General features: G+C 53.0%; 21 protein-coding genes. 7 read left to right on the forward strand and 14 right to left on the reverse strand.

Translation table 11 applies throughout. The features are described 5' to 3' along the window. The first annotated feature begins 16 nt into the window (after positions 1-16). From R0137_RS03650 to R0137_RS03660, 3 genes are all read left to right on the forward strand, one after another. A complete protein-coding gene (locus tag R0137_RS03650) occupies positions 17-1,324 on the forward strand; it encodes an MFS transporter (RefSeq protein ID WP_407328618.1) in 1,308 nt (435 codons plus the stop codon). A gap of 71 nt (positions 1,325-1,395) precedes the next feature. Next, positions 1,396-2,148 carry an SDR family NAD(P)-dependent oxidoreductase gene (locus R0137_RS03655; RefSeq protein WP_407328620.1) on the forward strand — a complete coding sequence of 251 codons (753 nt, stop codon included), beginning with the start codon at positions 1,396-1,398 and terminating at the stop codon, positions 2,146-2,148. A 60-nt stretch (positions 2,149-2,208) separates the two neighbouring features. Then, positions 2,209-4,455 carry a heparinase II/III family protein gene (locus R0137_RS03660; protein ID WP_407328622.1) on the forward strand — a complete coding sequence of 749 codons (2,247 nt, stop codon included), beginning with the start codon at positions 2,209-2,211 and terminating at the stop codon, positions 4,453-4,455. Between the two features lie 96 nt (positions 4,456-4,551). Here R0137_RS03660 and R0137_RS03665 read toward each other — a convergent pair whose 3' ends face one another. Further along, entirely contained in the window at positions 4,552-4,953 is a 402-nt protein-coding gene (locus R0137_RS03665) for a hypothetical protein (RefSeq protein WP_407328624.1), read from the reverse strand. 154 nt (positions 4,954-5,107) lie between these two features. On the opposite strand from R0137_RS03665, the gene R0137_RS03670 reads away from it, so the two are divergent. Further along, positions 5,108-5,539, forward strand: a complete 432-nt coding sequence (locus R0137_RS03670; protein WP_407328626.1) for a hypothetical protein — start codon at positions 5,108-5,110, stop codon at positions 5,537-5,539. 21 nt (positions 5,540-5,560) lie between these two features. Here R0137_RS03670 and R0137_RS03675 read toward each other — a convergent pair whose 3' ends face one another. Next, positions 5,561-7,606 (reverse strand): winged helix-turn-helix domain-containing protein, encoded by a 2,046-nt coding sequence (locus R0137_RS03675; protein WP_407328628.1) that lies wholly within the window; start codon positions 7,604-7,606, stop codon positions 5,561-5,563. A 73-nt stretch (positions 7,607-7,679) separates the two neighbouring features. On the opposite strand from R0137_RS03675, the gene R0137_RS03680 reads away from it, so the two are divergent. Further along, positions 7,680-10,334, forward strand: a complete 2,655-nt coding sequence (locus R0137_RS03680; RefSeq protein ID WP_407328630.1) for a M1 family metallopeptidase — start codon at positions 7,680-7,682, stop codon at positions 10,332-10,334. A gap of 169 nt (positions 10,335-10,503) precedes the next feature. On the opposite strand, the gene R0137_RS03685 is transcribed toward R0137_RS03680, so the two are convergent. The 11 genes from R0137_RS03685 to R0137_RS03735 form a co-directional block, all read right to left on the reverse strand. After that, positions 10,504-11,271, reverse strand: coding sequence for a VOC family protein (locus tag R0137_RS03685; protein ID WP_407328631.1), 768 nt, complete (start codon positions 11,269-11,271; stop codon positions 10,504-10,506). A gap of 133 nt (positions 11,272-11,404) precedes the next feature. After that, complete coding sequence (locus tag R0137_RS03690) at positions 11,405-11,872, reverse strand: hypothetical protein (RefSeq protein ID WP_407328632.1); 468 nt, start codon at positions 11,870-11,872, stop codon at positions 11,405-11,407. Positions 11,873-11,962: 90 nt separating this feature from the next. Beyond that, complete coding sequence (locus R0137_RS03695) at positions 11,963-12,478, reverse strand: GNAT family N-acetyltransferase (protein ID WP_407328633.1); 516 nt, start codon at positions 12,476-12,478, stop codon at positions 11,963-11,965. Between the two features lie 48 nt (positions 12,479-12,526). Next, the gene (locus R0137_RS03700; RefSeq protein ID WP_407328635.1) at positions 12,527-12,874 is read right to left on the reverse strand and encodes a GFA family protein; all 348 of its coding nucleotides are present in this window, start codon (positions 12,872-12,874) and stop codon (positions 12,527-12,529) included. Between the two features lie 687 nt (positions 12,875-13,561). Beyond that, positions 13,562-13,927, reverse strand: a complete 366-nt coding sequence (locus R0137_RS03705) for a hypothetical protein (protein ID WP_407328636.1) — start codon at positions 13,925-13,927, stop codon at positions 13,562-13,564. Positions 13,928-14,011: 84 nt separating this feature from the next. After that, a complete protein-coding gene (locus tag R0137_RS03710) occupies positions 14,012-14,572 on the reverse strand; it encodes a GNAT family N-acetyltransferase (protein ID WP_407328638.1) in 561 nt (186 codons plus the stop codon). Positions 14,573-14,691: 119 nt separating this feature from the next. Beyond that, positions 14,692-15,093, reverse strand: coding sequence for a hypothetical protein (locus R0137_RS03715; RefSeq protein ID WP_407328639.1), 402 nt, complete (start codon positions 15,091-15,093; stop codon positions 14,692-14,694). A 107-nt stretch (positions 15,094-15,200) separates the two neighbouring features. Beyond that, the gene (locus tag R0137_RS03720; RefSeq protein WP_407328640.1) at positions 15,201-15,581 is read right to left on the reverse strand and encodes a hypothetical protein; all 381 of its coding nucleotides are present in this window, start codon (positions 15,579-15,581) and stop codon (positions 15,201-15,203) included. 79 nt (positions 15,582-15,660) lie between these two features. Continuing rightward, positions 15,661-16,209 carry a hypothetical protein gene (locus R0137_RS03725; RefSeq protein ID WP_407328642.1) on the reverse strand — a complete coding sequence of 183 codons (549 nt, stop codon included), beginning with the start codon at positions 16,207-16,209 and terminating at the stop codon, positions 15,661-15,663. Next, positions 16,206-16,685 (reverse strand): hypothetical protein, encoded by a 480-nt coding sequence (locus tag R0137_RS03730; RefSeq protein WP_407328644.1) that lies wholly within the window; start codon positions 16,683-16,685, stop codon positions 16,206-16,208. Before R0137_RS03730 ends, R0137_RS03725 begins: the two co-directional genes overlap by 4 nt. A 72-nt stretch (positions 16,686-16,757) precedes the next feature. Next, on the reverse strand, positions 16,758-17,240 hold the full coding sequence (locus tag R0137_RS03735; RefSeq protein WP_407328646.1) for a hypothetical protein: 483 nt from the start codon (positions 17,238-17,240) through the stop codon (positions 16,758-16,760). Positions 17,241-17,550: 310 nt separating this feature from the next. Here R0137_RS03735 and R0137_RS03740 point away from each other — a divergent pair, with 310 nt between their 5' ends. Together R0137_RS03740 and R0137_RS03745 are read left to right on the forward strand one after the other, a co-directional pair. Next, a complete protein-coding gene (locus R0137_RS03740; protein WP_407328647.1) occupies positions 17,551-18,561 on the forward strand; it encodes an integron integrase in 1,011 nt (336 codons plus the stop codon). A gap of 118 nt (positions 18,562-18,679) precedes the next feature. After that, positions 18,680-18,985, forward strand: a complete 306-nt coding sequence (locus tag R0137_RS03745; protein ID WP_407328649.1) for a hypothetical protein — start codon at positions 18,680-18,682, stop codon at positions 18,983-18,985. Positions 18,986-19,015: 30 nt separating this feature from the next. On the opposite strand, the gene R0137_RS03750 is transcribed toward R0137_RS03745, so the two are convergent. Next, positions 19,016-21,280, reverse strand: coding sequence for a tetratricopeptide repeat protein (locus tag R0137_RS03750; protein WP_407328650.1), 2,265 nt, complete (start codon positions 21,278-21,280; stop codon positions 19,016-19,018). Between the last annotated feature and the right edge of the window lie 105 nt (positions 21,281-21,385).

Genomic DNA, 21,385 nt, shown 5'->3' on the forward strand with positions numbered 1-21,385 from the left:
ATCAGGAGCTAGAAAAATGAAAATACGGAACTTGCGTTGGTGGGTTATCGGCTTGATCGCACTCGCTACGGTCATCAACTACATCGACAGGCAGTCACTGAATGTTCTCTGGCCGCAGATCTCCGCTGAGCTTTATCCGGACAAGACCGAAGACGAACGCAAGGCGATCTATGCCTTGATCTCGGTTATCTTCGTGTTCGCCTACGCGTTCGGCCAGGCAATTTTCGGCCGGGTGTTCGACCGCGTGGGTACGCGCATGGGATTTGTGTTCGCCATCGGTATTTGGTCCGTTGCGACCGCTATGCATGCATTCGCGAAAGGCCTGGTCACCTTCAGCCTGTTCCGTGGAATACTGGGTGTAGCAGAGGCGGGTAACTGGCCCGGTGCTGCAAAAGGCAATGCAGAGTGGTTCCCATCCGTTGAACGCGCACTAGCGCAGGGCTTATTTAACTCAGGCGCGGCGATAGGGGGGATTATTTCCATCCCACTCATTGCCTATCTTTCCATTCACCTTAGCTGGCAGTCGATTTTTCTCCTCGTAGGTGCTGTTGGACTATTTTGGCTGGTGCCGTGGCTCCTCATTGTGAAGGCGCCCCCAGGATCTCACCCCTTTATCACCGAGAAGGAGCGAGCTTTCATTCTCGAGGGGCAGGTGGACCAGCCGGGCGGCGAGAGCGACGCAGAGGCCTACACACCTAACACCGTTGAACTGCTGAAGCGCAAGGAAAGCTGGGGAGTGATTATTGCGTCAGCGGCGATTGATCCTATCTGGTGGCTCTTCGTTTTCTGGATCCCCATCTACCTCTCGGAGGTTTATGGAATGGACGTGAAGACCATCGGGATCTATGGTTGGGTGCCGTACGTGGGAGCCATGTTTGGCGCCTGGTTTGGTGGTCTACTGGCGCGAAACCGAATTAGCAGCGGGTGGAGCGTCGATCGCTCCCGCAAACTTACGATTTCCCTGGGCTGTCTGATCATGCTGCCGTCGCTGCTTGCTATGGCAAACCCCGGGAGTCCTGTGGGCGCGGTGTTGCTCATGGCGGTGATCCTTTTCGGCTTCCAGACGGCGATTGGTAACGTGCAGACGCTGCCGAGCGATCTCCTTGGGAAAGGCTCCGTGGGATCCCTCGCGGGGCTTGCCGGCATGGCCGCCAAGCTCGCAGCTGCGGGGCTCACCGCGCTGGTGCCCTGGCTCACTGCCGGAGGCAATTACACGCCTGCCTTCGTTATTGGCGCGGTTCTGGCTGTAGTCGCTATGGCCAGCGTCTGGGTGCTTTGTCCGAAGATTGAGCCTCTTCAGCCTGTAAATGGCCCAGCGCACTAACATTTAATCCATAACCAACGGGATGCTCGGCACGGGTGTCGCATCCCTTGAATACCATTGAGGAAGTACTAATGAAGTTAGAAAACAAAGTGATTGTGGTCTCTGGTGGGGCGCGGGATATCGGCCGCGAGGTCGTGCTCAAGTTATCGCGTGAAGGTGCGAAAGTGGTAGTCAACTACCACGGCTCCACTGAGCAGGCGAAACAGACTGAGGAAGATGTTCGGGCCGCGGGCGGTGAATGTGTTTTTCTTCAGGGCGATATGACAAGCGCCGCCGACGTCGCCAGCCTCGTTGCTGCGGGCGTAGAGGCCTTCGGTGATCGCATCGATGGACTGGTTAACGTGACGGGCGGACTTGTTGCGCGCAAAACCTTGTCGGAGATGGACGATGATTTTTTCTCCCAGGTGCTGCGACTCAACGTGAATTCAACGTTCATGCTAACTAAGGCTTGCGTACCGCACATGGGTGATGGTTCGGCGATCGTCAATCTGGCGTCGCAGGCAGGCAGAGATGGTGGAGGTCCTGGTGCTTCGGCTTATGCTGCATCGAAGGGCGCGATCATGACTTTTACCCGATCAATGGCGAAGGAGCTCGGCCCCCAGAACATTCGCGTTAATGCGCTTTGTCCCGGCGTGATCAGCACCACGTTCCACGACACTTTTAGCAAAGATGAAGTTCGCAAAAACATCGCAGCATCTACGCCGCTGCGACGTGAAGGTCATCCTTCAGAGATCGCAGACATCACGGCGTACCTGCTGTCTGCAGAGTCATCGTTCCTGACGGGCGTTAACCTCGATACCAACGGTGGGCTTTTGTTCTCCTAAGTATTGAATCATCGATTGATCTAAGGGTGATACGAGCTGCCACTTCCCAGGAGCATTAATTTGAGAGATTTGTTCAAGCGTCTTGCTTCCTGGCTTCTTGTGGCAGCCTCGTTAAGTCCTCTCGCGGGATTTGCCATCGAGCACCCGGGGCTGCTTCTTACACGCGACGGGGTTGAGTCGATCCGGGCGAACCTCGGGAAGGCGCCGCTCTTCGATGACAGCCTTCGTAGCGCAAGGGAGGATGTGGATCAGGAGATCGCCCTTGGCATTGACGTACCCGTCCCGCAGGATTTTTCCGGCGGTTACACGCATGAGCGGCACAAGCGTAATTTCTTCGTCGCCCAGAAGGCAGCGCTTCTCTATCAGATTCTTGATGAGCCTCGCTACGGCAACTACGTTCGGGACATGCTCCTGGAGTATGCCGCGCTGTATCCGACGCTGCCGCTCCATCCTAAGGAGCGCTCCTACGCGCGAGGTCGCCTGTTCTGGCAGTGCCTTAATGATGCTAACTGGCTGCTTTACATGGCTCAGGCGTATGACGCTGTCTACGAATTCCTGAGTGTTGAAGACCGTGAGCTGTTGGAGCGGGATCTGTTTCGGCCCTTCGCGGACTTCATTTCTCTCGACAACCCGCAGTTTTATAACCGAGTCCATAACCACAGCGCATGGGGTAGCGCAGCGGTTGGCATGATTGGTGTCGTCATGGGCGATGAAGTGCTGATTGATCGTGCTCTTTATGGCTTTGAGGCTAGCGTCGATGTCAACGCCCGTGATAACGATGGTGGGCTGATTAGCACAGATGGGCAGGGTCGGGGATTCCTGGCCAACCTGGATGCGCCTTTCTCGCCGGACGGTTATTACACGGAAGGTCCGTACTATCAGCGTTACGCCATGTATCCATTTCTCGCGTTCTCAATCGCCATGGAGAACGCCTATCCGGACAAACTGGTGCTGCAGCAAAAAGACACCGTGCTGGTGAAGGCCACCTATGCGCTGCTGAATCTCGCGGATTCCCAGGGTGAGTTCTTCCCCATCAATGATGCCCAAAAAGGGATGTCTATAATCAATAGCAGTCTCGTTACCGCAGTAGACGCTGCGTACCTGTATGGCGAGCAGGATCCCGCACTTCTTTCCGTGGCGAGTGAGCAAGGGCAGGTTGCCCTCGACCAAAGCGGCATGGCCGTGGCGTTGGCTATAGAGGAAGGGCATGCGAAACCGTTCTTAAAGCGGTCTGTGATTTTGCGTGATGGCCCTCGCGGGGAGCAGGGTGGGATCGCTGTGCTTCGTGATCCCGATGCCGGCCTGGAGACCGTATTCAAGTTTAGTGCTCACGGTTTGAGTCACGGGCATTTCGATAAACTGGCGATCGCGGTTCACGACGCTGGTCGCGAAGTACTGCAGGACTACGGCCTTGTCAGGTTCGTCAATATTGAACAAAAGGGTGGGGGTAATTACCTGCCTGAAAACAAATCGTGGGCAAAGCAAACGGTCGCTGCTAACACGCTGGTTGTTGATGGTCAGACTCAGTTTGGTGGAGAGTATGACGCGTCGAGTCGCAATCATTCGGACCTGCTGTTCAGTGATATCGGAGACGATAGCTTTCAGATTGTTAGCGCACGCGAAGAGAATGCCTATGCGGGAAGTGTCATGCAGCGAACGGTGGCCATGCTTCGCTCTCCCCAGGAAAACCCTGTCGTCCTCGACGTCTTACGCGTGACGAGTGATAGCCCTCGCACTTACGACCTACCGTTTCACTACCTCGGTCAAGTAATTCACACGAACTTCAGCTTCACGCAGGATAACGAGCTTCGCGTCCTCGGCGATGGACACGGTTATGAGCACTTATGGCGTGAAGCCGTGGGTGAGGACATTGGAACCTCGGCTACATTTACCTGGCTTGATGTGGGGCGCTTCAACACCATTACGACCGCGACTCAGAATGATGACCGACTGTTTCTGGCACGATTAGGTGCGAACGACCCTGATTTTAATTTGCGGCGCGATCCCACTCTGATTGTTCACAGAGAGTCGGATGGTCCAACTGTCTTCGCTTCGACTATCCAGTCTCACGGTGGCTACGACCCCGTATCTGAATCAGCGGTCGACGTTCCCGGCGATGTAGATCGCGTTGAAGTTCTTCTCAGCACGCAAGCCTACGAAGCTGTAGGCATCCACTGGCATGGTGGAGAGAGGTCTTTGCTCATCGTTGCCCACCGCGAAGTGTCGGCCGGCCAGAACCATAAGCTTGGAATCGGGGGGCGTGAGTATCACTGGACGGGCCCTTTTCACTGGGTCCCTCTTCTGTAACGATCGTTCAGGATCCGCTTCTGTACTTACCTAGGACTACTGCCTAGGCTTCGTACAGATCGGGATCAACGCGATGCGGTCAGCACTTGCTGAAGACTAATCCAATAGCTTCGACAGCCAGAGCATAGTGTTTAGGGCGAACTGCGCGTTTTGTTTCGCGACCGGCGAATTCATTCCCATGGGCCGTCGCTCCTCGCTGAAGGACATCGCAACGCCCTGATACCAGTCCTCGATATCGACGCGCTCTGTGCTGTTGGTAAATACAGCTGGTTCATCAGGATAGAGCAACTCGGTCGAGGGACCGAATACGAGCAACGGCGCAAAGTTGCGTTCTGCACTGTCGTCTGCCACTCGGAAGGCCTGACCCGTGAACGTCGCTACGGAGTCGATGCGTTCGCCACCGTCTGCTATCCAGGTCGTTACAGCATCGATTTCTGCATCTGTAAAAGCGGAATAATTCGGTAAGGTCCAATCCTCAGTATTCTTCCCGTCGTGCAAGCCAATTAACGCTCTTGACTCCAAGATGCATGCATTTCACGACTGATGCCGGCATCATCACAAAGAATCATGAATAATCACAAAAATTCAACGACGACTTCGGTCTCCTGCGCCCATGCTTGGTCCTCCAATTCAACGTTAGATCGGAGACCTCATGAATAAAGTGACCGCAGTAATTCTTGGCCTGACACTTTTGGCTGCGACGGCCCAAGCGCAGACTCTAAGCGACCGCGAAGCGATCAAGGCGGCTATGGAATGCTTTTATCAATGGGACTTGTATGGCGGTAAGGAAAACTCCTCAAAGTGTATTTCGGACACTGTTATTTACCATCGCATTGATGAGAACGGTGGGCACGCCTTTGGTACGCCAGTCCTTGACAATGATTCGGGGAAGGGAGCAGATGCGCTTATTCATAACTTAGTGGACATTGATATTTACAATGACATGGCAGTAGTGACATCGCTGCACCGCTATCAGCCCGAAGCGCCTCGCAATACCTATGTGAAGAATCTTGTGCTGTTCAAACTGGCTGAGGGTTGGCGGATCTCCAGTGTGGCCTGGGGCCGCGTAACCAACACACAGTGAGTGTCATACCGCGGTACGCCGCTAGTCAGAGCGGCGTGTGCGCATGATGTCGCTGTATGCGCTCCGCACTTGTGTTCGAGCAATCTGGCTGTCCCGGACGCTGAAGAACTCGTAGCGTGATACCACATCCTCCAACCGCGTGACGCTCATGTCGGCACTAAAGCGCAGCAAGTCACGCATCGAGTCCGCCGCGTGGCAATAAATTGATTTTCCATCGAGGCGATAGCGGAGCTGGCTGCGCCATAGGGGCTCGGCACAGGCTTGCAAAGCGCTAAGTTCTCGTCCGCTGCGGTATACAGTAAAGTCCTGATCAAAAAGCAGCGTTTGTTGGTCGTTGCTAAGGGAAAACGCCCAGCGCTCATCCAATGGCTCGTTTTGAGCCGATGTTAGCTTATGGGTGTACGCATGCCATTGTTGGTCTTCAAAGTGGCTAAAAGCCAAGGTCGCCGCGTCATGCCAATGCGCTCCATGGGCAGGTAAGCGTAGGCTGATATTATGAACAAACGCTTCTTCGGACATCGAGTAAATCAGCAATCCGGAGTTGGTATTCGCCAGCAGCTGTTGGTCGTCCGGTGACCAGCGGAGATCCAGAAAACGACGACCAACATCCGGTGGTGCGATTGCCGTTACGCTTCCGTCGAGAGCGTCTCGAATCCAGATCTGGCTGTCGCCAGAACGCTTCGAAATAAATGCCAATAGGTTTCCGTCGTGGGATATCGTCGGGAGGTAATCCATCACCGCCGAGTTAAAGGGCGCAGCCGTGCGTCCGTTAATTTCGATGTCGCGGTTATACAGATAAGAGGTAAACAAATAGTCGCGGTCGCCGCTGCTTATACGCCGCGGACTGCTGATACGGCGACTATCCGAGACGATGACGTCACTGCTCCCTGTTTCTAGGGACGTCTCCAATAACTGGTATGAGGGGTGTCGGGAGGGGTGCACCGCAAAGCCGTCGCGATGGCTCCAGATTGCAGAGTCCAAGCTATACTCGAAGCGCTGGAGCAGTGTGTAGCTATCGATCGACGTATCGATTTCATACGCAGAGGTTTTGCCAGGCGCATGATCCGCAAGAAGGAGCAGCTTACCGCTGCGCGGGTGCACATCTACAAAGTGATTGCCATAACCTTGCGCCACTGGTTGCGATAGACGCCGCTTGCTGCCACGTTCGAGATCTAGGGCGAATACCGCATAGGGCCCTGCGCTGTTGGCGCGCTCTACAAAGTAAAGCGTTGAGTTGTCTGGTGAAAATGTTAATTCGGTATAACTTCCCGCGACGCAGTTATAGATTACTTGTGCGGAGCGCATGCCCATCGCGTTGCGATCGATGCGATGAAATTCGCATCGATTGGCGTTCTGATACTGATACACGGCAAACTCGCTGCCGTGGGCCCACCTTGCAAAATCGGCATCTCCTCCGGCTTCGCTCACTGGGATGGGGTCAGCAGCTTCGCTCGACCGATAATAGACCGTATTTTCAGCCCCGTTGCTTGCGGTGTACAGCAAGGCCTGACCGTCGTCTGCCAAATCAGCATTAGACTGTGTTGCCCCAAGGCGCGAAAGTGGCGCAATCGATGGAGGCTGCTGAACTCGTATTCCGGCTGGTCTTTGTGTCTGTGAAATCAGCAGGGCAACGAGCGCCAGTCCAGCGCACACAATTAACCCCTTGGAAAGCAATGCTCTGGTCTTTTCAGAACTCTGCTGTGTTGGAAATCGCGTGTCTGAGCAATCAATCGCTGAGACATCTGCAATCATCCGGTAGCCCACTTTGGGGACGGTCGCGATGTACCGACGAGCTTTTTCGTCATCGCCCAGCGCTTTACGCAATAGTACGACAACGCGGTTTATTGAGTTGTCTGAGACAATCTGCCCATTCCAAACCGTGCGCAGCAATTCGTCTCTGCCAATGCTGCGATTGGGATGTTCGCAAAAATACGCAAGTAAAGCAGCGCTCTTGGGCTCTAGCAGGACATCGTTGTTTTGTCCGCTGTCTTGATGGTCGCTTGGGCGGCCGCGCACGAGTCGCGTGTTTGCGTCAAAACTAAAGTCACCAAGTATCCATCGGGTCATAGGCGCCAAAGTATCATCATAGGTTAGCCAGGGCACAAGCGGAGGCCGCAACTTAGCGCAGAATTCGGGTGACATGCCAGTTGGGCGCAGCCTTTGGCGCGACTTTGTCGTATCCTTCGGTCCTCAGAAAAACACAGAGAAGTACGCTCTCATGTATCAAACTCTTGCCAGGCTCCTCATTACAATGCTGTCCGTTTACTTCAGCAGCCTGATCTTTGCCCAGGACGTCGACTATCGGCTGCCAAAATCCTACGCGGTGAGCGAGCAATCCATCGCTCTTACTCTGGATCCGTCCAGTGACGGATTTTCAGGGACAACCGTTCTTGATTTGGTTGTGCATGAGCCCATAGATCGTATTGGCCTGCACTGGGTAGGTCTCGATGTCACTCCCCCGCGACTCACCGACATTGATGGCAAAGTGCGGACGCTGGCTTACGAATCTGGTGATTACGAGATGTGGTGGTTGAGCGACGGCAACGCCATAGCACCCGGCCGATACAAGCTCGATATCGCTTTTAGCGGCGACTATTCCCGCGATGCTCTGGGCCTTTACAAGACTACCTTTGCTGGTCGCGACTACCTGTTCACGCAATACGAACAAACTTTAGCCCGCCGTGCGACGCCCATGATCGATGAGCCGGATTCCAAAATACCCTGGCAGATGACGATTACAGCACCGGAAGGCCTCAAGGTTGCCTCGAACACGCCGGTTGAGTCGCAATCCAAGGACGGCAAGCTGGTCACGCGAGTCTTTAAGCAGACTCCGCCTATGCCTAGCTACCTTCTGGCCCTTATCGTCGGTGACTTCGACGTCACGCCCATCGACGGATTGTCGGTTCCGGGTGTGATTTACTCACCTAAAGGCACGGGCGGAGATACGGGCTTTGCAGCCACAGTCACTCCGCCAATCCTCAGTGCTTTAGAAGACTATTTCGGCAGCAAGCTTCCCTACGAGAAACTGGATTTTGTGGCGGTTCCCGACTTTAGCTTTGGCGCGATGGAGAATGTTGGTCTCGTTACCTACCGTACAGAGCTGCTGTTACGTGGCGATACCGCCTCTGGCTCGGCGGCGGCCAACAGCGTGAACACCATCGCTCACGAACTGGCACACATGTGGTACGGCAACCTAGTGACTATGGAGTGGTGGGACGATCTCTGGTTGAACGAAGCATTTGCGACCTGGATGGCCGATAAAATTGTCGACGAGATGTATCCGCAGTACGAGACGAACCTGCAGCTACCCCAGGCACTCGCCTTCGGTGCTGATTCCGTAGCCCAGTCGCTGCCCATACGCAAAGAAGTGAAGACCGACGAGGATGTTCTCGATGGTTTTGGACTCAACTACAGCAAAGGTCACTCAATATTAAACATGCTGGAGCAAAGCATGGGCGAAGACGCCTTCCAGCGTGCCATTCAAACCTACATGGGTAAGCACCGTTGGTCGAACACACGGGCGTCAGATCTCTGGACTGCTCTGGCCACGGAAACTTCCGTAGCTGTGGATGTCATCGCTGATTCTTATCTGGAGCTTGCAGGATTCCCGCTGATCACCTTCGGCGAAGATGGTGTAGTCAGCCAGACTCGCTTCCATAACCCTGGTGTGAAGCTCCCCGAGCAACTATGGCAGATTCCCGTAGGGACCCGTCATCGCGATCGTGACACCGGCGAGATTCTCGAGTCTGTTTTTGCCTTGAGTAATCAAAGCGTGGTTCTTCCCCAGTACAGTAAAGCCGAGTGGATTCTTCCCGGCGCGGGCGGCAATGGCTACTACGTGTGGCACACCGGCGACCAGCGGTACCAGGCCCTTCTAGAGAACCTGGACGAGCTTAGCGCGCGCGAAAAGGCGGCGGTACTCGCTAACAGTAACCAGCTGTTACAGGGCGACATCATTGGCATCGATCAGCATTTGCAGTTACTGGGTGGCCTGCTTGCCGATGACAGTATGACGCTGGCCCTGAGCGCGGTGAATGGTCTGCGCGGCATCGCCGGCATGTACTTTCACAGTGAGCTACAGCCGCAGCTTAGGGCCTTTATCACTTCTGCATTGACGCCCTGGTACGAACGATTGGGCACGCAAACCCGTGAGGATGATAGCGATAGTGCGCGCGATCTAAGGCCGCGAGTGCTGCGCACCCTCGCCGAGTTTGGCGATAAGCCTGAGTTGGTAGCCGAGATGACAAAGCTGGCAGATCAATACCTGACACAGCCAGAAAGCGTGAATCCGCGGCTAGGCCACGAAGCGCTGCGCATAGCTGCACTATTCAACGGCGACGAGGCGATGGCCAAACGCTATATCACAGCGTATCGCGAAACTAATAACTCCAACCTGCGCAGTAACCTCGCCTTCGCGATGTATTTTCGGGACTCGGCAGCCGCACAAACTGTTTTCCAGTCTCTTGAGAAGGGCGACATTCAGTCTGGCGATACTTCGCTGGTGATCACAGGTTTGTTCTATGCACAGCCGAATCAACGCGGCCTCTATCAAACTCTTGAAGGGTACTTCGACATGCTGTCGGCAAAAATCCCCGAGTTTTATCGACCGACGATGCCGGCGTTCACCACGGCGAACTGTAATAGCGAGAACCTTGCTTTGCGGGAGACGTTTTACGCAAGTCGTGATAGCAGTATGCTCACCCAGCTGCGCAAGTCTCAGGAGTCCACTCAGAACTGTATTGATACTGCCGAGCGTGGTTATGCGGCCATGGCAGAGTTTTTAGGCGGGCCCTGATCTATGCCGGGAGGGCTTTGCTTTCGAAGGAGTCCTCCCAGGCTTTGTTATGTGAAATAGGATTCTCTACCACTGTGTGGTACGGCCTGAGAATCACCGACACTTTATTGACTTCAAAAAAGACGCGATCGGCGGCTCCGTGTCAAACGCATTGTTGTGCCCTTGCCTGTTACTTGCCCGCCTGCAGGGCCAAGTGAACCCCGACCGGATCGCGAACAATGGCGTATTTTGGCTCGGCGAATTCCTTGACGACCTCGCCACCGCCTTGATTGACGCGACGAACACTCTCCTCAAGATCACCGACCGGCAAGTGTATCAGCCACACAGATGGAATATTAATCTGCTCACCACTGCACTGGACGATCTCCGCAGCAATAGTCTCGTTGTCAATCTGCATTTCAAACTTCATGGCAAGCTCGTCGCTCTTTTGTTTTTCGAGGGACTTGGCCTTCCATCCGACCACCTGTTGATAAAAGTCCCGACTCGCCGAAGCGTTTGGAACAATGAGCGAAAGCCACGAGATACAACCTTGCCGCACATCCTGTTGCGCGGACTCAAAATTGCAAGGAACAACTGGAATGATCCCAAACGCCGCACCATCGGGATCAACTATAACAGCCCATAGGCTTTCGCCATGGGCGTCTTTGCCATGCATGATTTCTTTGCCACCTAAATCAACCGCACGCGCTGCGCTAGCGGCTACATCTGCGACCTGAAAGTGGGGAAACCACTGCAGCGGCAACGTATCGTATTCGGGAGTGCGAGCCCCTAGGCCGATTACGGGGCTGCCGAGGTTGTTCAGCAAATCATCGCGCCACAGCGGGACGGCACCGGTCGTGAGGACCTTCGAATAGAACGCGAGTTCACGCTCATGTTCAGGTACGGCAATGTCAGCGCTTAGAACACCGCCAACGTCGTAGACAAATGGTTTTCGCATCCTTCGCCTCCAGAGTTTCGTTAAGCAAATTGGGCGCCATTGATGGGGTTAGTTAAACTGGCGGGACCACCTCGCCAGCATGGGCGGCAAACCATAGGTTTGGTGTCCAGCAAAACTGGCGTGCCTGACTCCGTTATGCGCTTGCACTACTGACCTGGCTCTCACAGGTGTGTTTTCGATGGCCGGAATTCGCCAAGAACCAAGCGAACATCAGCGACAATATCAACAGGAAAGAAAGCAGCCATGGCGGAGAAGCAGCAGTGATCGAGGAGACATGGTAGGTGGCAGCGAGCGTCGGGAAGTGCTCCACGAAGCCAATTGTTGTCATCGCCCAGTACGACCACTTTTCATATCTAAGGAATGGGATGCATAACAAAATCGTCAACGCTGTTGCTGTAGCGAGATATCCAGCGCCCTCTGTGCGCATCATACCCAAGTACAGTATCTGATATTTCAGCTCAACATCTTTCCAGGACGTCTCGATTACATCGGAGTGAAAAGGGAAAAATTCAGGTCGGAACTCAAACAACAATCCGATAACCAGCAGAACTACAATATTGGTAATGTAAATGAGCAGTGCAAATTTAAGCTGGGGATTCATTGGAGTATCACTCTCTCATTACGCTGCCAGCAGCGGCGGCAGCACCGCGTAGCGGCTATGACGTCTCAGCGTAGCGGCTGCTAAGGATTGTTAGGTTGCATTCGTGCGCAATACCATTTGTGGCCGAACACGCGTGGGTTGACTCGCTATTGGCGCGAGAACTTCAGCAACGCGAACCGCACCACGGGATGTGTAGAAACCCTCGGCATTTGGATCAGCATCAATGTGTATCTCACTTGCTCCCAGACTCGACGCGATTTGCAACGCATGCTGAAGCATCGTTTTACCAACGCCCTTACCGATAAAACTAGGCTTTACCCAAAAATGCTCAAGATCGATCTCGTTTTCATCCGATTTCAGCTGAAAAAGGCCTGCTAGATCGCAGCCCATTTGAACCGCAAAGGTCAATTGCTCGGCAATAGAGGATTCAGAAATCTGCAATTCGGCCTCCCACTTTGCAAGATCCGATGCGGAGTAACCCCAGTAGGATTTGGCTTCTCTGGCAATTTCAGAGAGCTCTTCAGACTCACTGATCTTCGCGTTTCGTAACTGCACTCGGAACCTATCGCTCGCCGCAGCGAAAACTGGGCTTGAGCTGTGAAGCATCGTCCCGGTTTTCCGGCTGACCGCGCTTGTTACGAGTTTTTACGCTGATCATTTCATTCCTGCGCCGACGGTGGCCCGAACCGGAATACCTTCAGAACTAAAACCTTCTAGGCAGAACACATTTACACCATAGTAATCAGGTGTAACTCGTTTTCTGTGAAATGGATAGATACCGCAAGTCTTACAAAAATAGTGCTCGGCAGTATTTGTATGAAACTGATAAGTAGCTAGATTTTCTTTGCCGGAGACAATTCTCATGGAGGTTTCATGAACTCTAATCATAAGCGCATTTTTCTTTACGCAGATAGAACAATCACATGTAGTCAATTCGGGAAAGTCACTCTCGATTTCGAATTGGACAGCATTACAGTGACAAGACCCTTTATGCATTTCCATTTGCTCTCCATTTTACGAAACATAACTTTTTAAGCAGCGGGCGCCCGAAGGGAGCGTACTGCTCGCACTTGTTATGCGGCATACGCCTACAAGTTGATTCCCTTTCAGTTAGTGGAATGATCTTGGTCTACCAATCGAAACGAGTAAAAAAATGCGAGTGATACAAGAGTACAAACAATTAGAAAAACAATATGTGCCATCGTTGTGCTCTGAGACCAGTAAGGAATGGGAATTCTGCTTGGGTCAATTTCGAGGAGCTTTGTATAATGAAGCGTACCAACAGCATGGGCTGTGTACGTGGAAAGCATGGTAAATGCCATTCCAAGAACGTATAGGAGATTCAACAGCGCAACCTGTGATCTAGAGAGCTTAGCGGCCGCATAGTACGCGACGATGATATAGCCCGACATAAATGTAAAAGCGGCCAAACCACCGTTACCCACAAGCTCCGCTTGCGCTTGAACTAGTGCTACTTGCGCGCGGATTCCTTGGGCCGTTTCAAGTGCCAGTATGGCGCTCTCGTATTCCGTCACCGCCCTGCTCCGTAAGATAAGAATCTAGTCATTTTGTGCCATACCGCTGGCGAACTGAATACACAGAGCTGACGCATAACGCCGCGAGCTGCGGTGGCAAAAGCGCGCAGCGGTTTTGCCATCCGGCCCCAAAAGGGCGAACAGCCTTGTCTGGTTATGTGTCTTCACGGCAGGGCTCAGGGGTCAACTTTTCAGGTGTAGCGCGACAGGACCATACAAAACCCTCACCCTCTGCGTGCGGAGTAAAGATCATCTCATAACCAAGTTCTTCAGACTTGAGGACATGAGCGCCGTCTGATCGGATGTCCGAGCTAATGGATTCGTGACTGCAAGCAGATTCCAGTTTGAACACTTTGTACTTCGCTAGGGCAGTTTCAATGGAGTCGCGAGCCTCTATGTGGCAGGCGATAGCGAAAAGCGCGAACTCGCTTTCAGGGGTCAGCTCAGCATAGTCAGGCACGGAAAGAGCTGCGAGGACGAGCGCCAGAATAACAGTGGCAATCGCTGCGGATTTCTTCATAACTAAAGGGACACATAACGCCGCCAGCATGGGCGGCAAACCGCAGGTTTGACGTCCAACGAAGCGGCTTGCCTGGCCTTGTAATTAGGCATCCGCTCGCCACTGCTCTTTGGTAACTCGGTAGAGCACATGTTGGTGAAGATCACTCACCACGGGGACAGATGGATGACCAAAGTTCTTACAAGTGTCTGACATACCGATGCGGAGCATTACTGCCTGAGATCTGACATTTGTGGTAGATGTGAAAGACACGACTTCCGCAATTCCTAGCTCATCAAACGCAAACTCCAGCGCGCGTGTCGCTGCTTCCGTTGCGTACCCATTGCCCCAGCTTTGCTTGGATAGACGCCAGCCTACTTCAATAGCTGAATCAAACGGCAATAACTCCGGTGTTTGACTAAGCCCCGTGAAACCCAAAAAAGTACCGTGCTGCTTTTCTTCAAGGGCCCAAAGCCCCCACCCTCGCTCGGCAATCGATTTACTAATCCTTGACGCGAGTGAATCACTCTCAGAACGGGTCAAGGTGCTGGGAAAGTACTCCATTACCTCCGGGCATGCATTCATCTCTGCAAAAGCCGGATGGTCCGACGGACTCCATTGCCTTAGCAGAAGACGCTTTGTCTCTAGTTCATGGATTGCAGGCATGCGACGACATCTCCAATGCCTAGTAACGCTTACGGCTGCGGGCGACTGGACGGCCGCGAAGCGGACGGTAAGGAGTCCGGCGACCGAAGGGAGCGTACAGCCCGTAATTGTTATGTGGCTTACGTTCCATTGCTATTCTTTGACCGAACTGTAAATGCAAACCAGATAGTAGCTGTATAAACAAAGACAAGAATTGCTGCGCCTAAATAAGCCCATGCATAGTCGGCCGCGTCACTACCTGAAACAGATACTTCCGCCTCCCTGAGCCTCCTCGCGAGATACATAGCGGCTTCTGCGTTTCCGCGAAGCGCTAACGATACAAATAGGTATGCCAGTGAATAGAGCGTTGTCGCGATACCGAACTGCAATTTGGACAGTTTCATGTTTGCGACAAAGACTGAAACGAGGTATGCGGTAACGAGAGTTAGAAAAATCGAAATCGCCGTATAAAGGTTGTCAATAGTAGAAGTTAGGAGTTCTCCTAGACTAAGTTCTAAAACATTGATTTCAAACTCAGACACGTTGAACCTCCGCTCCGATGTCGGCCACCTAACGCTTCAAGCTGGGGCGGCAAACCGCGCAGCGGTTTGACCGTCCCGGCGCGAAGCGCCCTTGCAGCCTTGACTTGTTAGGTGTCATCGCTTGCTTGCCCTCCAAGACGAGGACTAACTATGAGAGCCACCGCAAGTGTTGTTGCGCCTATAACCACCATTGATCGAATTACTCGCATCAATGCTATGTTTTTGGCCCCAAAATCAGAGCCCATTTCACGGAGTTGTTGGATATGTATACCTATCGCGTAAAGCTCATTGTCATAGCGGAGGTAGAACAACACACAGATCAATACATACAAAAATGCGATCATGTATCTTACTTTCGAATTCAATCTGTAGCCTGCAGTATAAGCGGCCACTACCAGTGCAATGGTCACCGCCATCCAAGATTCGAACTGCGCTTCGGCGCTGGCGGCGCTAATGTAGATTATTTCGATCAGCTGACTTTCGGTCATGACTTCAGACACCTAACGCCGCTAGCATGGGCGGCAAACCGCGGGTTTGACGTCCAACGAAGTGGCTTGCCTGGCCCTGTTATGCGTCTTCATCACTACACGCAAACCGTTGAACTTCGTCGATGACGTTGATCGATGAGATTTTCCATACGGATGAGTCCTTGCCCAAAGTGTAAAGTGCTGCGCCGGGGCGCCTAGTACCGTCCTCAAAGACTCGGGAATACGAAACGCTGACTAAAGCGAAGTCTTTTCTGAGCTTACACTGCAGAGTTTCGCCTACCTCGCTTCGAACCCAACCTGCCTCCCTAAGTCCTAGACGCAAACGTTGAAACTGCTGCGCCAAAGCCGATCTAGAAAGGTGAATAGGAGGTTGCTCGCCAGGGTTGAGAACCATTTCCGAAAGCCAGTATTCGGCGCTAACCTCTTCCATATCTAACCCACCGTTAAACGCGACTAGATAGGCTGAGACTCGCTCGGCTGGTGATTCGCCCGCGAACATGGGCCCCACGTAAAGCAGGAAAATGGCGGTGGCGATACTTCTTAGAGACGCATAACGCTCACAGCTGGAGCGCCGAAAGCGCGCAGCGGTTGCGGTGTCCCAGCAGCCTCTACTTGTTAGGGGGATCACTCGGGCTGCTCCAATTGGTTACTCAACAAAGCAACGAAATCTGGCTCATAGCGTGTATTTTCGAGTACCCACCAGTCCCGAATTCCTGGCTGTTCTAACAAGACATCCAAATTATAGAAGTGTATCGGATTCTCTACTTGTGTACCGGTGGCAGTAGTATTTTCGATTGTTGCTTGTATGGTGTGAAATATCTGCTGAAGAATGAGATAGAATCTAATGCTCTCTGCAGGGCTGAGCGAACCCAGCTCTCGACTACCTCGCAAATAAATATCCGCCATCTCTGGATCAGAAATTAGAAGACTCCTGAACTGCGAAAAGGAATCTACAGATCTTGCATATGTGTCCGTCCTGGCAATATCGCTTGCGATCTTAACCTGGGCGGTATTCTGCCGAATTTGAATCGCAAGGTAGATCAGTGTGATAAGGACCGCTATACCACCAACGAAATCTCCCAAGTTTCCCAGAGTATCTAGCATATCAATCCTCCTAACGCTTTAGGCAGCAGTTTGGACGTCCGGCGACCGAAGGGAGCGAACTGCCCTAACTTGTTAAGTGTCGCCACGTTCACTCTTAGAAATTACGTTGGATTCAAAGTACTCAACAAAACTAGCGCCAAGCGAAGGTTTGTAGAGTGACCAACTCTCTTGGAAATACAACAGATCCAATATGGAGCTAGCTCCAAAGTCTCGGATAGAGTACTCCTTCAGAGTCCCTTCCCGAACTTCACGGTATATCTGTTCGTAAATGTTAAGCACCGAAACTATATACATATCTATAGCCACGCACTCATCGTTACTGAGACCGGACCGGTCAACTCCTTGATGGTAGAGCTTGAACTGGGCGCTTCGAAAAACAGGGTCGGTGGCAAAGGCAGCATTCAACGAATTGAGATCGCTGTTAGGTACGCGCCACGCTTCGGCGCGCGCTAATCGGTTGCTTACTGCGACTTGTGTCGCGAGGTATACCAGCGATACGACTACTGCGATCGCGCCGACTACTTCGCTCGTGGCGGCAATTGCTTCCCAGTTCACGACTATGCCTCCAGACACCTAACAGCTACTTAACTGTGCCAAGTGATTTAACAGTCCGCCGAATACTTCCACGTGCTCACCTCGCAACCATAGTTTTCTTCAAGTAAATCAGCCTATGGCCGACGCAACACTTTAGCAAGCGCTGTTCAACGTGCCGATTCTTTATTGAGATTCATCAAATTCAACCACTTCGCGTGTTCCATAAAAAATAATATAATCAACGACTTACCGTAAAATTTAACTCACTATTTCGCGCGTGGCCGCTGAAAAACGGTCTTCCATAGTCGTCAATGCGAACTATACTGTATGAATGTACAGTGATTTTAAGCCATCAATGGACGACATTCGTCCCTCAGTGCCACAGCAGCCGGTCCGCTTCATGGATCAGCTTCGACGCCATATGCGTGACTCAGGCTACGCCTGGAAAACCGAAAAAACCTACATACATTGGATCCGTAGATTTATCGTTTTTCATAACAAAAAACACCCTCAGCAGCTGTCAGCGACACATGTTGAGCAATATCTGAGCTACTTGGGTAACGAGCGGCAGTGTTCGCCCGCTACTCAGCGTATAGCGCTTAATGCTTTGGTCTATCTGTTCGTCAAGTTCATGGGGATCAAGCTTGAACTTTTGAATTATCGAAAGGCTAACCCTAAACGCCGCCTTCCCGTTGTACTCACCCATCATGAGGTGAGCCAGATATTAGAGCAGCTGACAGGCAATTATCGATTGATGGTCGAGCTGCTATATGGCAGCGGCATACGCTTAAATGAACTACTAAATCTGCGTATCAAAGATCTCGATTTTGAACTAAACACCATCACGGTTCGGTCGGGCAAAGGTGACAAGGATCGGGTAACCCTGCTGCCGCTCTCGCTAAAAACGGTGTTGAAGGCGCAAATACAGCAGGTGGAAAAGCTTCACCAGCGAGACATCGAGGATGGCTTTGGCGAGGTTTACATGCCCTACGCGCTTGCACGTAAATATCCGTCAGCCGCAAAAGAGCTGGCGTGGCAATTTGTGTTTCCCGCAACACGCATCGGCGCAGACCCGCGCTCAGGAGTACTAAGGCGACATCACTTACATGAGTCCTGCCTGCGCAAAGCAGTTGGCAAAGCACGAACAAAAAGCGGCATCACTAAGCTGGTCCGTTGCCACACTTTTCGCCACAGTTTTGCCACTCGGCTCCTGCAACAAGGCTACGACCTTCGCACTATTCAAAAACTACTGGGGCATTCTGATGTAAAGACAACAGAAATCTATACACATGTTCTCGGTAGGGGCGCGATGGGTGTAATCAGTCCTATAGATAGCCCGTAGCCTGTGGCTGTGCGCTTCACTACATCTTCTCTTCCCTTGATCTATCGCAAAGCCCCAGCGCTCTATTTTTCCTACCATCGTCTCACTGATTAGAGCTTCTCAAGATGAGGAATAACGCGTGACGACTTTGGGATACAAACGCATGGCGGGCACATCTGCGGTGTTTTTAAGAGAAGACTACAACGGAGCGTCGCCGGTAGAGCGTGACGGCATGCTGTGGCAGGCCGAAGAGCTTCATCTCAACGAGTTGCCCGCAACGCTCAAACCCCTAGAACCTATGGCCAATGCCTTAGCGCTGGAGGGACTAGAAGACTACGACCCCGCGACCCACGGTGATTTGCGGCCGGTGACTTCCATCGGCAAACGCTTTGTTTATCTGGAGCCGATTCGTGGCTGGGTGCAGTTGGACGATGCCACTGCCTAAGCCGCGCGCCGTGACTAACAACGCCTGGACCTAAAACCCCGCGCAGGTCGCGTCCAAAGGCCGCCAGCTGTCTGGCACGGGATTGTTTTTACAAATGAGCGTCAGTGCTTTCTCGCGATTTTGCGCATTGCGCGTTGCCACGGTTTCTCGCATGACTTGCATGGCAGGTTCGTCAAACAGGCCACTTAATATGGGCTCTCGCAATTGCGTAGGATCCCTCATCCCGTTAAAGACGGACAGTTGCAATTCTGCAATGGCGCCCTTGCGATCATTGTGTAGTGCCGCGATCAGCCCCTGTCCCCACTGCCAGCCGGCATTGTTCTGGATCAGCTCGCCGGAAGCGCTCTCATGCGCGTCCAGCGCGCTCAAATAGGGCTCTGCAGCTTCATATTCGCCCAACTGCCGGAGAGAGTACACAAACTGCGCTGTGGGTAAGTTCCCGCCCCAGCTGAACACAATCTCCCCAAACACCGAAGGAACCAGCGTCGTTTGCCAAATAGCAACGGCCTCTTGATAACGCCCCTGATAATAGAGCGCACTGCCCAGGCCACTCCTTAACTCCAGATCTCCTGGATTCAGAGCAAGCGCTTCGCGCAGGCTACCCTCAGCTTTATCGAACTGACCTGCAAACAACCACACCCAGGGTTGAGCCTCTCGTGCGACCCGTAAGCCCTCATCAATAAGTCCCAGTTCACTGTAAAGAAATGACAACAGCAGATTGCTGAACAAGTCTGAAGCATCCGCTGCATAGGCAAGTAAAAACTGTTCCAGAGCAAGATCAACCTCACCCTGAGCCACGTACACTCGAGCTAGAGCAAGATGGCTGGCCCAGGGTGATTGCGCAGCAAGGGACTTCGCCACGATTGTGGCACGCTCCGGCTCCGTAAATCTCAGCGTGGTCACCGCATTGAGCCGTCCAACAACGCTTAAAGGATCAAGATCAAGCAACTCCTCGCGAGCCGCGAAAGACTCTGCGTAACGACCCAGATCACCAAGCGCATTTACACGCCAGGTGAGTGCGTCGGCGTAGTTAGGACGAATCGCCAACGCGCTCTCGGCATATTCCAGGGCGCGCTCGGCATCATTTTGGACCGCCGCCATTATCGACCGCGCAGCCCAAAGCTCCGCAAAATCATCATCAAGCGCCGCAGCCGCTGCGATTTGCTCTCCGGCGCGCTGCTTTACTTCGTCCGCGCTTAGATCGCCATAAGCACCCGCCGAAGACTGCAGCAGCGCAATACCAATGGCCAACTGGGCCCGAGCCGGCGCAAAGTTTGCGTCTAGGCGCACAGAGCGCTCCAGCTCCCGCACCCCTGCGGTGATCGCCTGATTGCCTCGCTGATTGATCAAACCCCGACCCTTCAAATACGCTTCGTAGGCTGGGGTATTGGCCGTCTCACGACTGAGCAGAGCTCGCCCATCATCGTTGAGTGCCAGCTCGGCTTTTAGCGCCTCTGCGATGGCCAGAGAAATCTCGTCCTGAATAGCAAACACATCTTCGAGCTCGCGATCGTAGGTCTTGGACCACAGGTGATAGCCGCTCTGCGCCTCGATAAGCTGCGCAGTAATACGCAGTCGAGTACCCGCTTTGCGCACGGACCCCTCGAGCACGTGGTTAACCTTAAGCACCTCGGCAATCTCACTGATATCGCGATTGTCGCCTTTAAACTGAAAAGACGAGGTGCGCGCCGCTACCCGCAGCGCAGGAATTTGGGCAAGCACGTTGAGTAGCTCTTCGGAGACGCCGTCAGAGAAGTACTCCTGTTCAGGATCTGACGAAAGGTTTACGAAGGGCAACACCGCGACGGACTTACTGGCGACATCGTTAGTGGTACTGCTTGTGTTGCTTTTGTCGGCGGCTGCGAGTTGCTCCCGCAGCCGCGCCATGCCGGGTGAATCGTCTTCAGCCTTGACGCTTTCTATGGCAGTCGATTCGTCCGGCGGTGATTCATTAGGCCGTTTTCCGTTCCAGAACAGGTAAGCGACCGCGGCTACCAACACCAGAATAATCAGGGTATCGAGCTTGCGTCGTGTTTGATGAACCACCGAGGTACCGTTAGCAATCTCGGATTCGCGCTTAATTCCTTCCGGCGTAAGCTCGAATACCCAGGCAAACAGCAGGGTCGGAACAAGTCCAACCACAAGCAAATACAACAGGGCTTGCATCACCCAGGGCGGCGCTTCGATGTTCTGCATGACCACATCAGTCACCTGCAGTAGGAGCCACGCGGTCACTGTATAGGCAATACCCATACGAACCACGTTGCGACGATGTAGCTCCCCAACAAAACTCATTTAATGCCCCTGTTTATGCGGCTTCGACGGTAGCAAATGCCTGCAGGTGCCGCCAGCGGAATGCGAAGCTTTCAACAAGTGATTTTGAACTCAGATTGTTGTGAT

This window comes from Congregibacter brevis (assembly GCF_045689245.1).
Taxonomy (GTDB): domain Bacteria; phylum Pseudomonadota; class Gammaproteobacteria; order Pseudomonadales; family Halieaceae; genus Congregibacter; species Congregibacter brevis.

Bases quoted from the DNA above. Each gene is read 5' to 3' on its own strand.
- R0137_RS03710 (WP_407328638.1), bottom strand. From the start codon at position 14,572: ATGCCTGCAATCCATGAACTAGAGACAAAGCGTCTTCTGCTAAGGCAA.
- R0137_RS03750 (WP_407328650.1), bottom strand. From the start codon at position 21,280: ATGAGTTTTGTTGGGGAGCTACATCGTCGCAACGTGGTTCGTATGGGT.
- R0137_RS03650 (WP_407328618.1), top strand. From the start codon at position 17: ATGAAAATACGGAACTTGCGTTGGTGGGTTATCGGCTTGATCGCACTC.
- R0137_RS03670 (WP_407328626.1), top strand. From the start codon at position 5,108: ATGAATAAAGTGACCGCAGTAATTCTTGGCCTGACACTTTTGGCTGCG.
- R0137_RS03695 (WP_407328633.1), bottom strand. From the start codon at position 12,478: ATGCTTCACAGCTCAAGCCCAGTTTTCGCTGCGGCGAGCGATAGGTTC.
- R0137_RS03690 (WP_407328632.1), bottom strand. From the start codon at position 11,872: ATGAATCCCCAGCTTAAATTTGCACTGCTCATTTACATTACCAATATT.
- R0137_RS03700 (WP_407328635.1), bottom strand. From the start codon at position 12,874: ATGGAAATGCATAAAGGGTCTTGTCACTGTAATGCTGTCCAATTCGAA.
- R0137_RS03680 (WP_407328630.1), top strand. From the start codon at position 7,680: ATGCCAGTTGGGCGCAGCCTTTGGCGCGACTTTGTCGTATCCTTCGGT.
- R0137_RS03655 (WP_407328620.1), top strand. From the start codon at position 1,396: ATGAAGTTAGAAAACAAAGTGATTGTGGTCTCTGGTGGGGCGCGGGAT.
- R0137_RS03675 (WP_407328628.1), bottom strand. From the start codon at position 7,606: ATGACCCGATGGATACTTGGTGACTTTAGTTTTGACGCAAACACGCGA.
- R0137_RS03720 (WP_407328640.1), bottom strand. From the start codon at position 15,581: ATGACCGAAAGTCAGCTGATCGAAATAATCTACATTAGCGCCGCCAGC.
- R0137_RS03730 (WP_407328644.1), bottom strand. From the start codon at position 16,685: ATGCTAGATACTCTGGGAAACTTGGGAGATTTCGTTGGTGGTATAGCG.
- R0137_RS03685 (WP_407328631.1), bottom strand. From the start codon at position 11,271: ATGCGAAAACCATTTGTCTACGACGTTGGCGGTGTTCTAAGCGCTGAC.
- R0137_RS03740 (WP_407328647.1), top strand. From the start codon at position 17,551: ATGTACAGTGATTTTAAGCCATCAATGGACGACATTCGTCCCTCAGTG.
- R0137_RS03705 (WP_407328636.1), bottom strand. From the start codon at position 13,927: ATGAAGAAATCCGCAGCGATTGCCACTGTTATTCTGGCGCTCGTCCTC.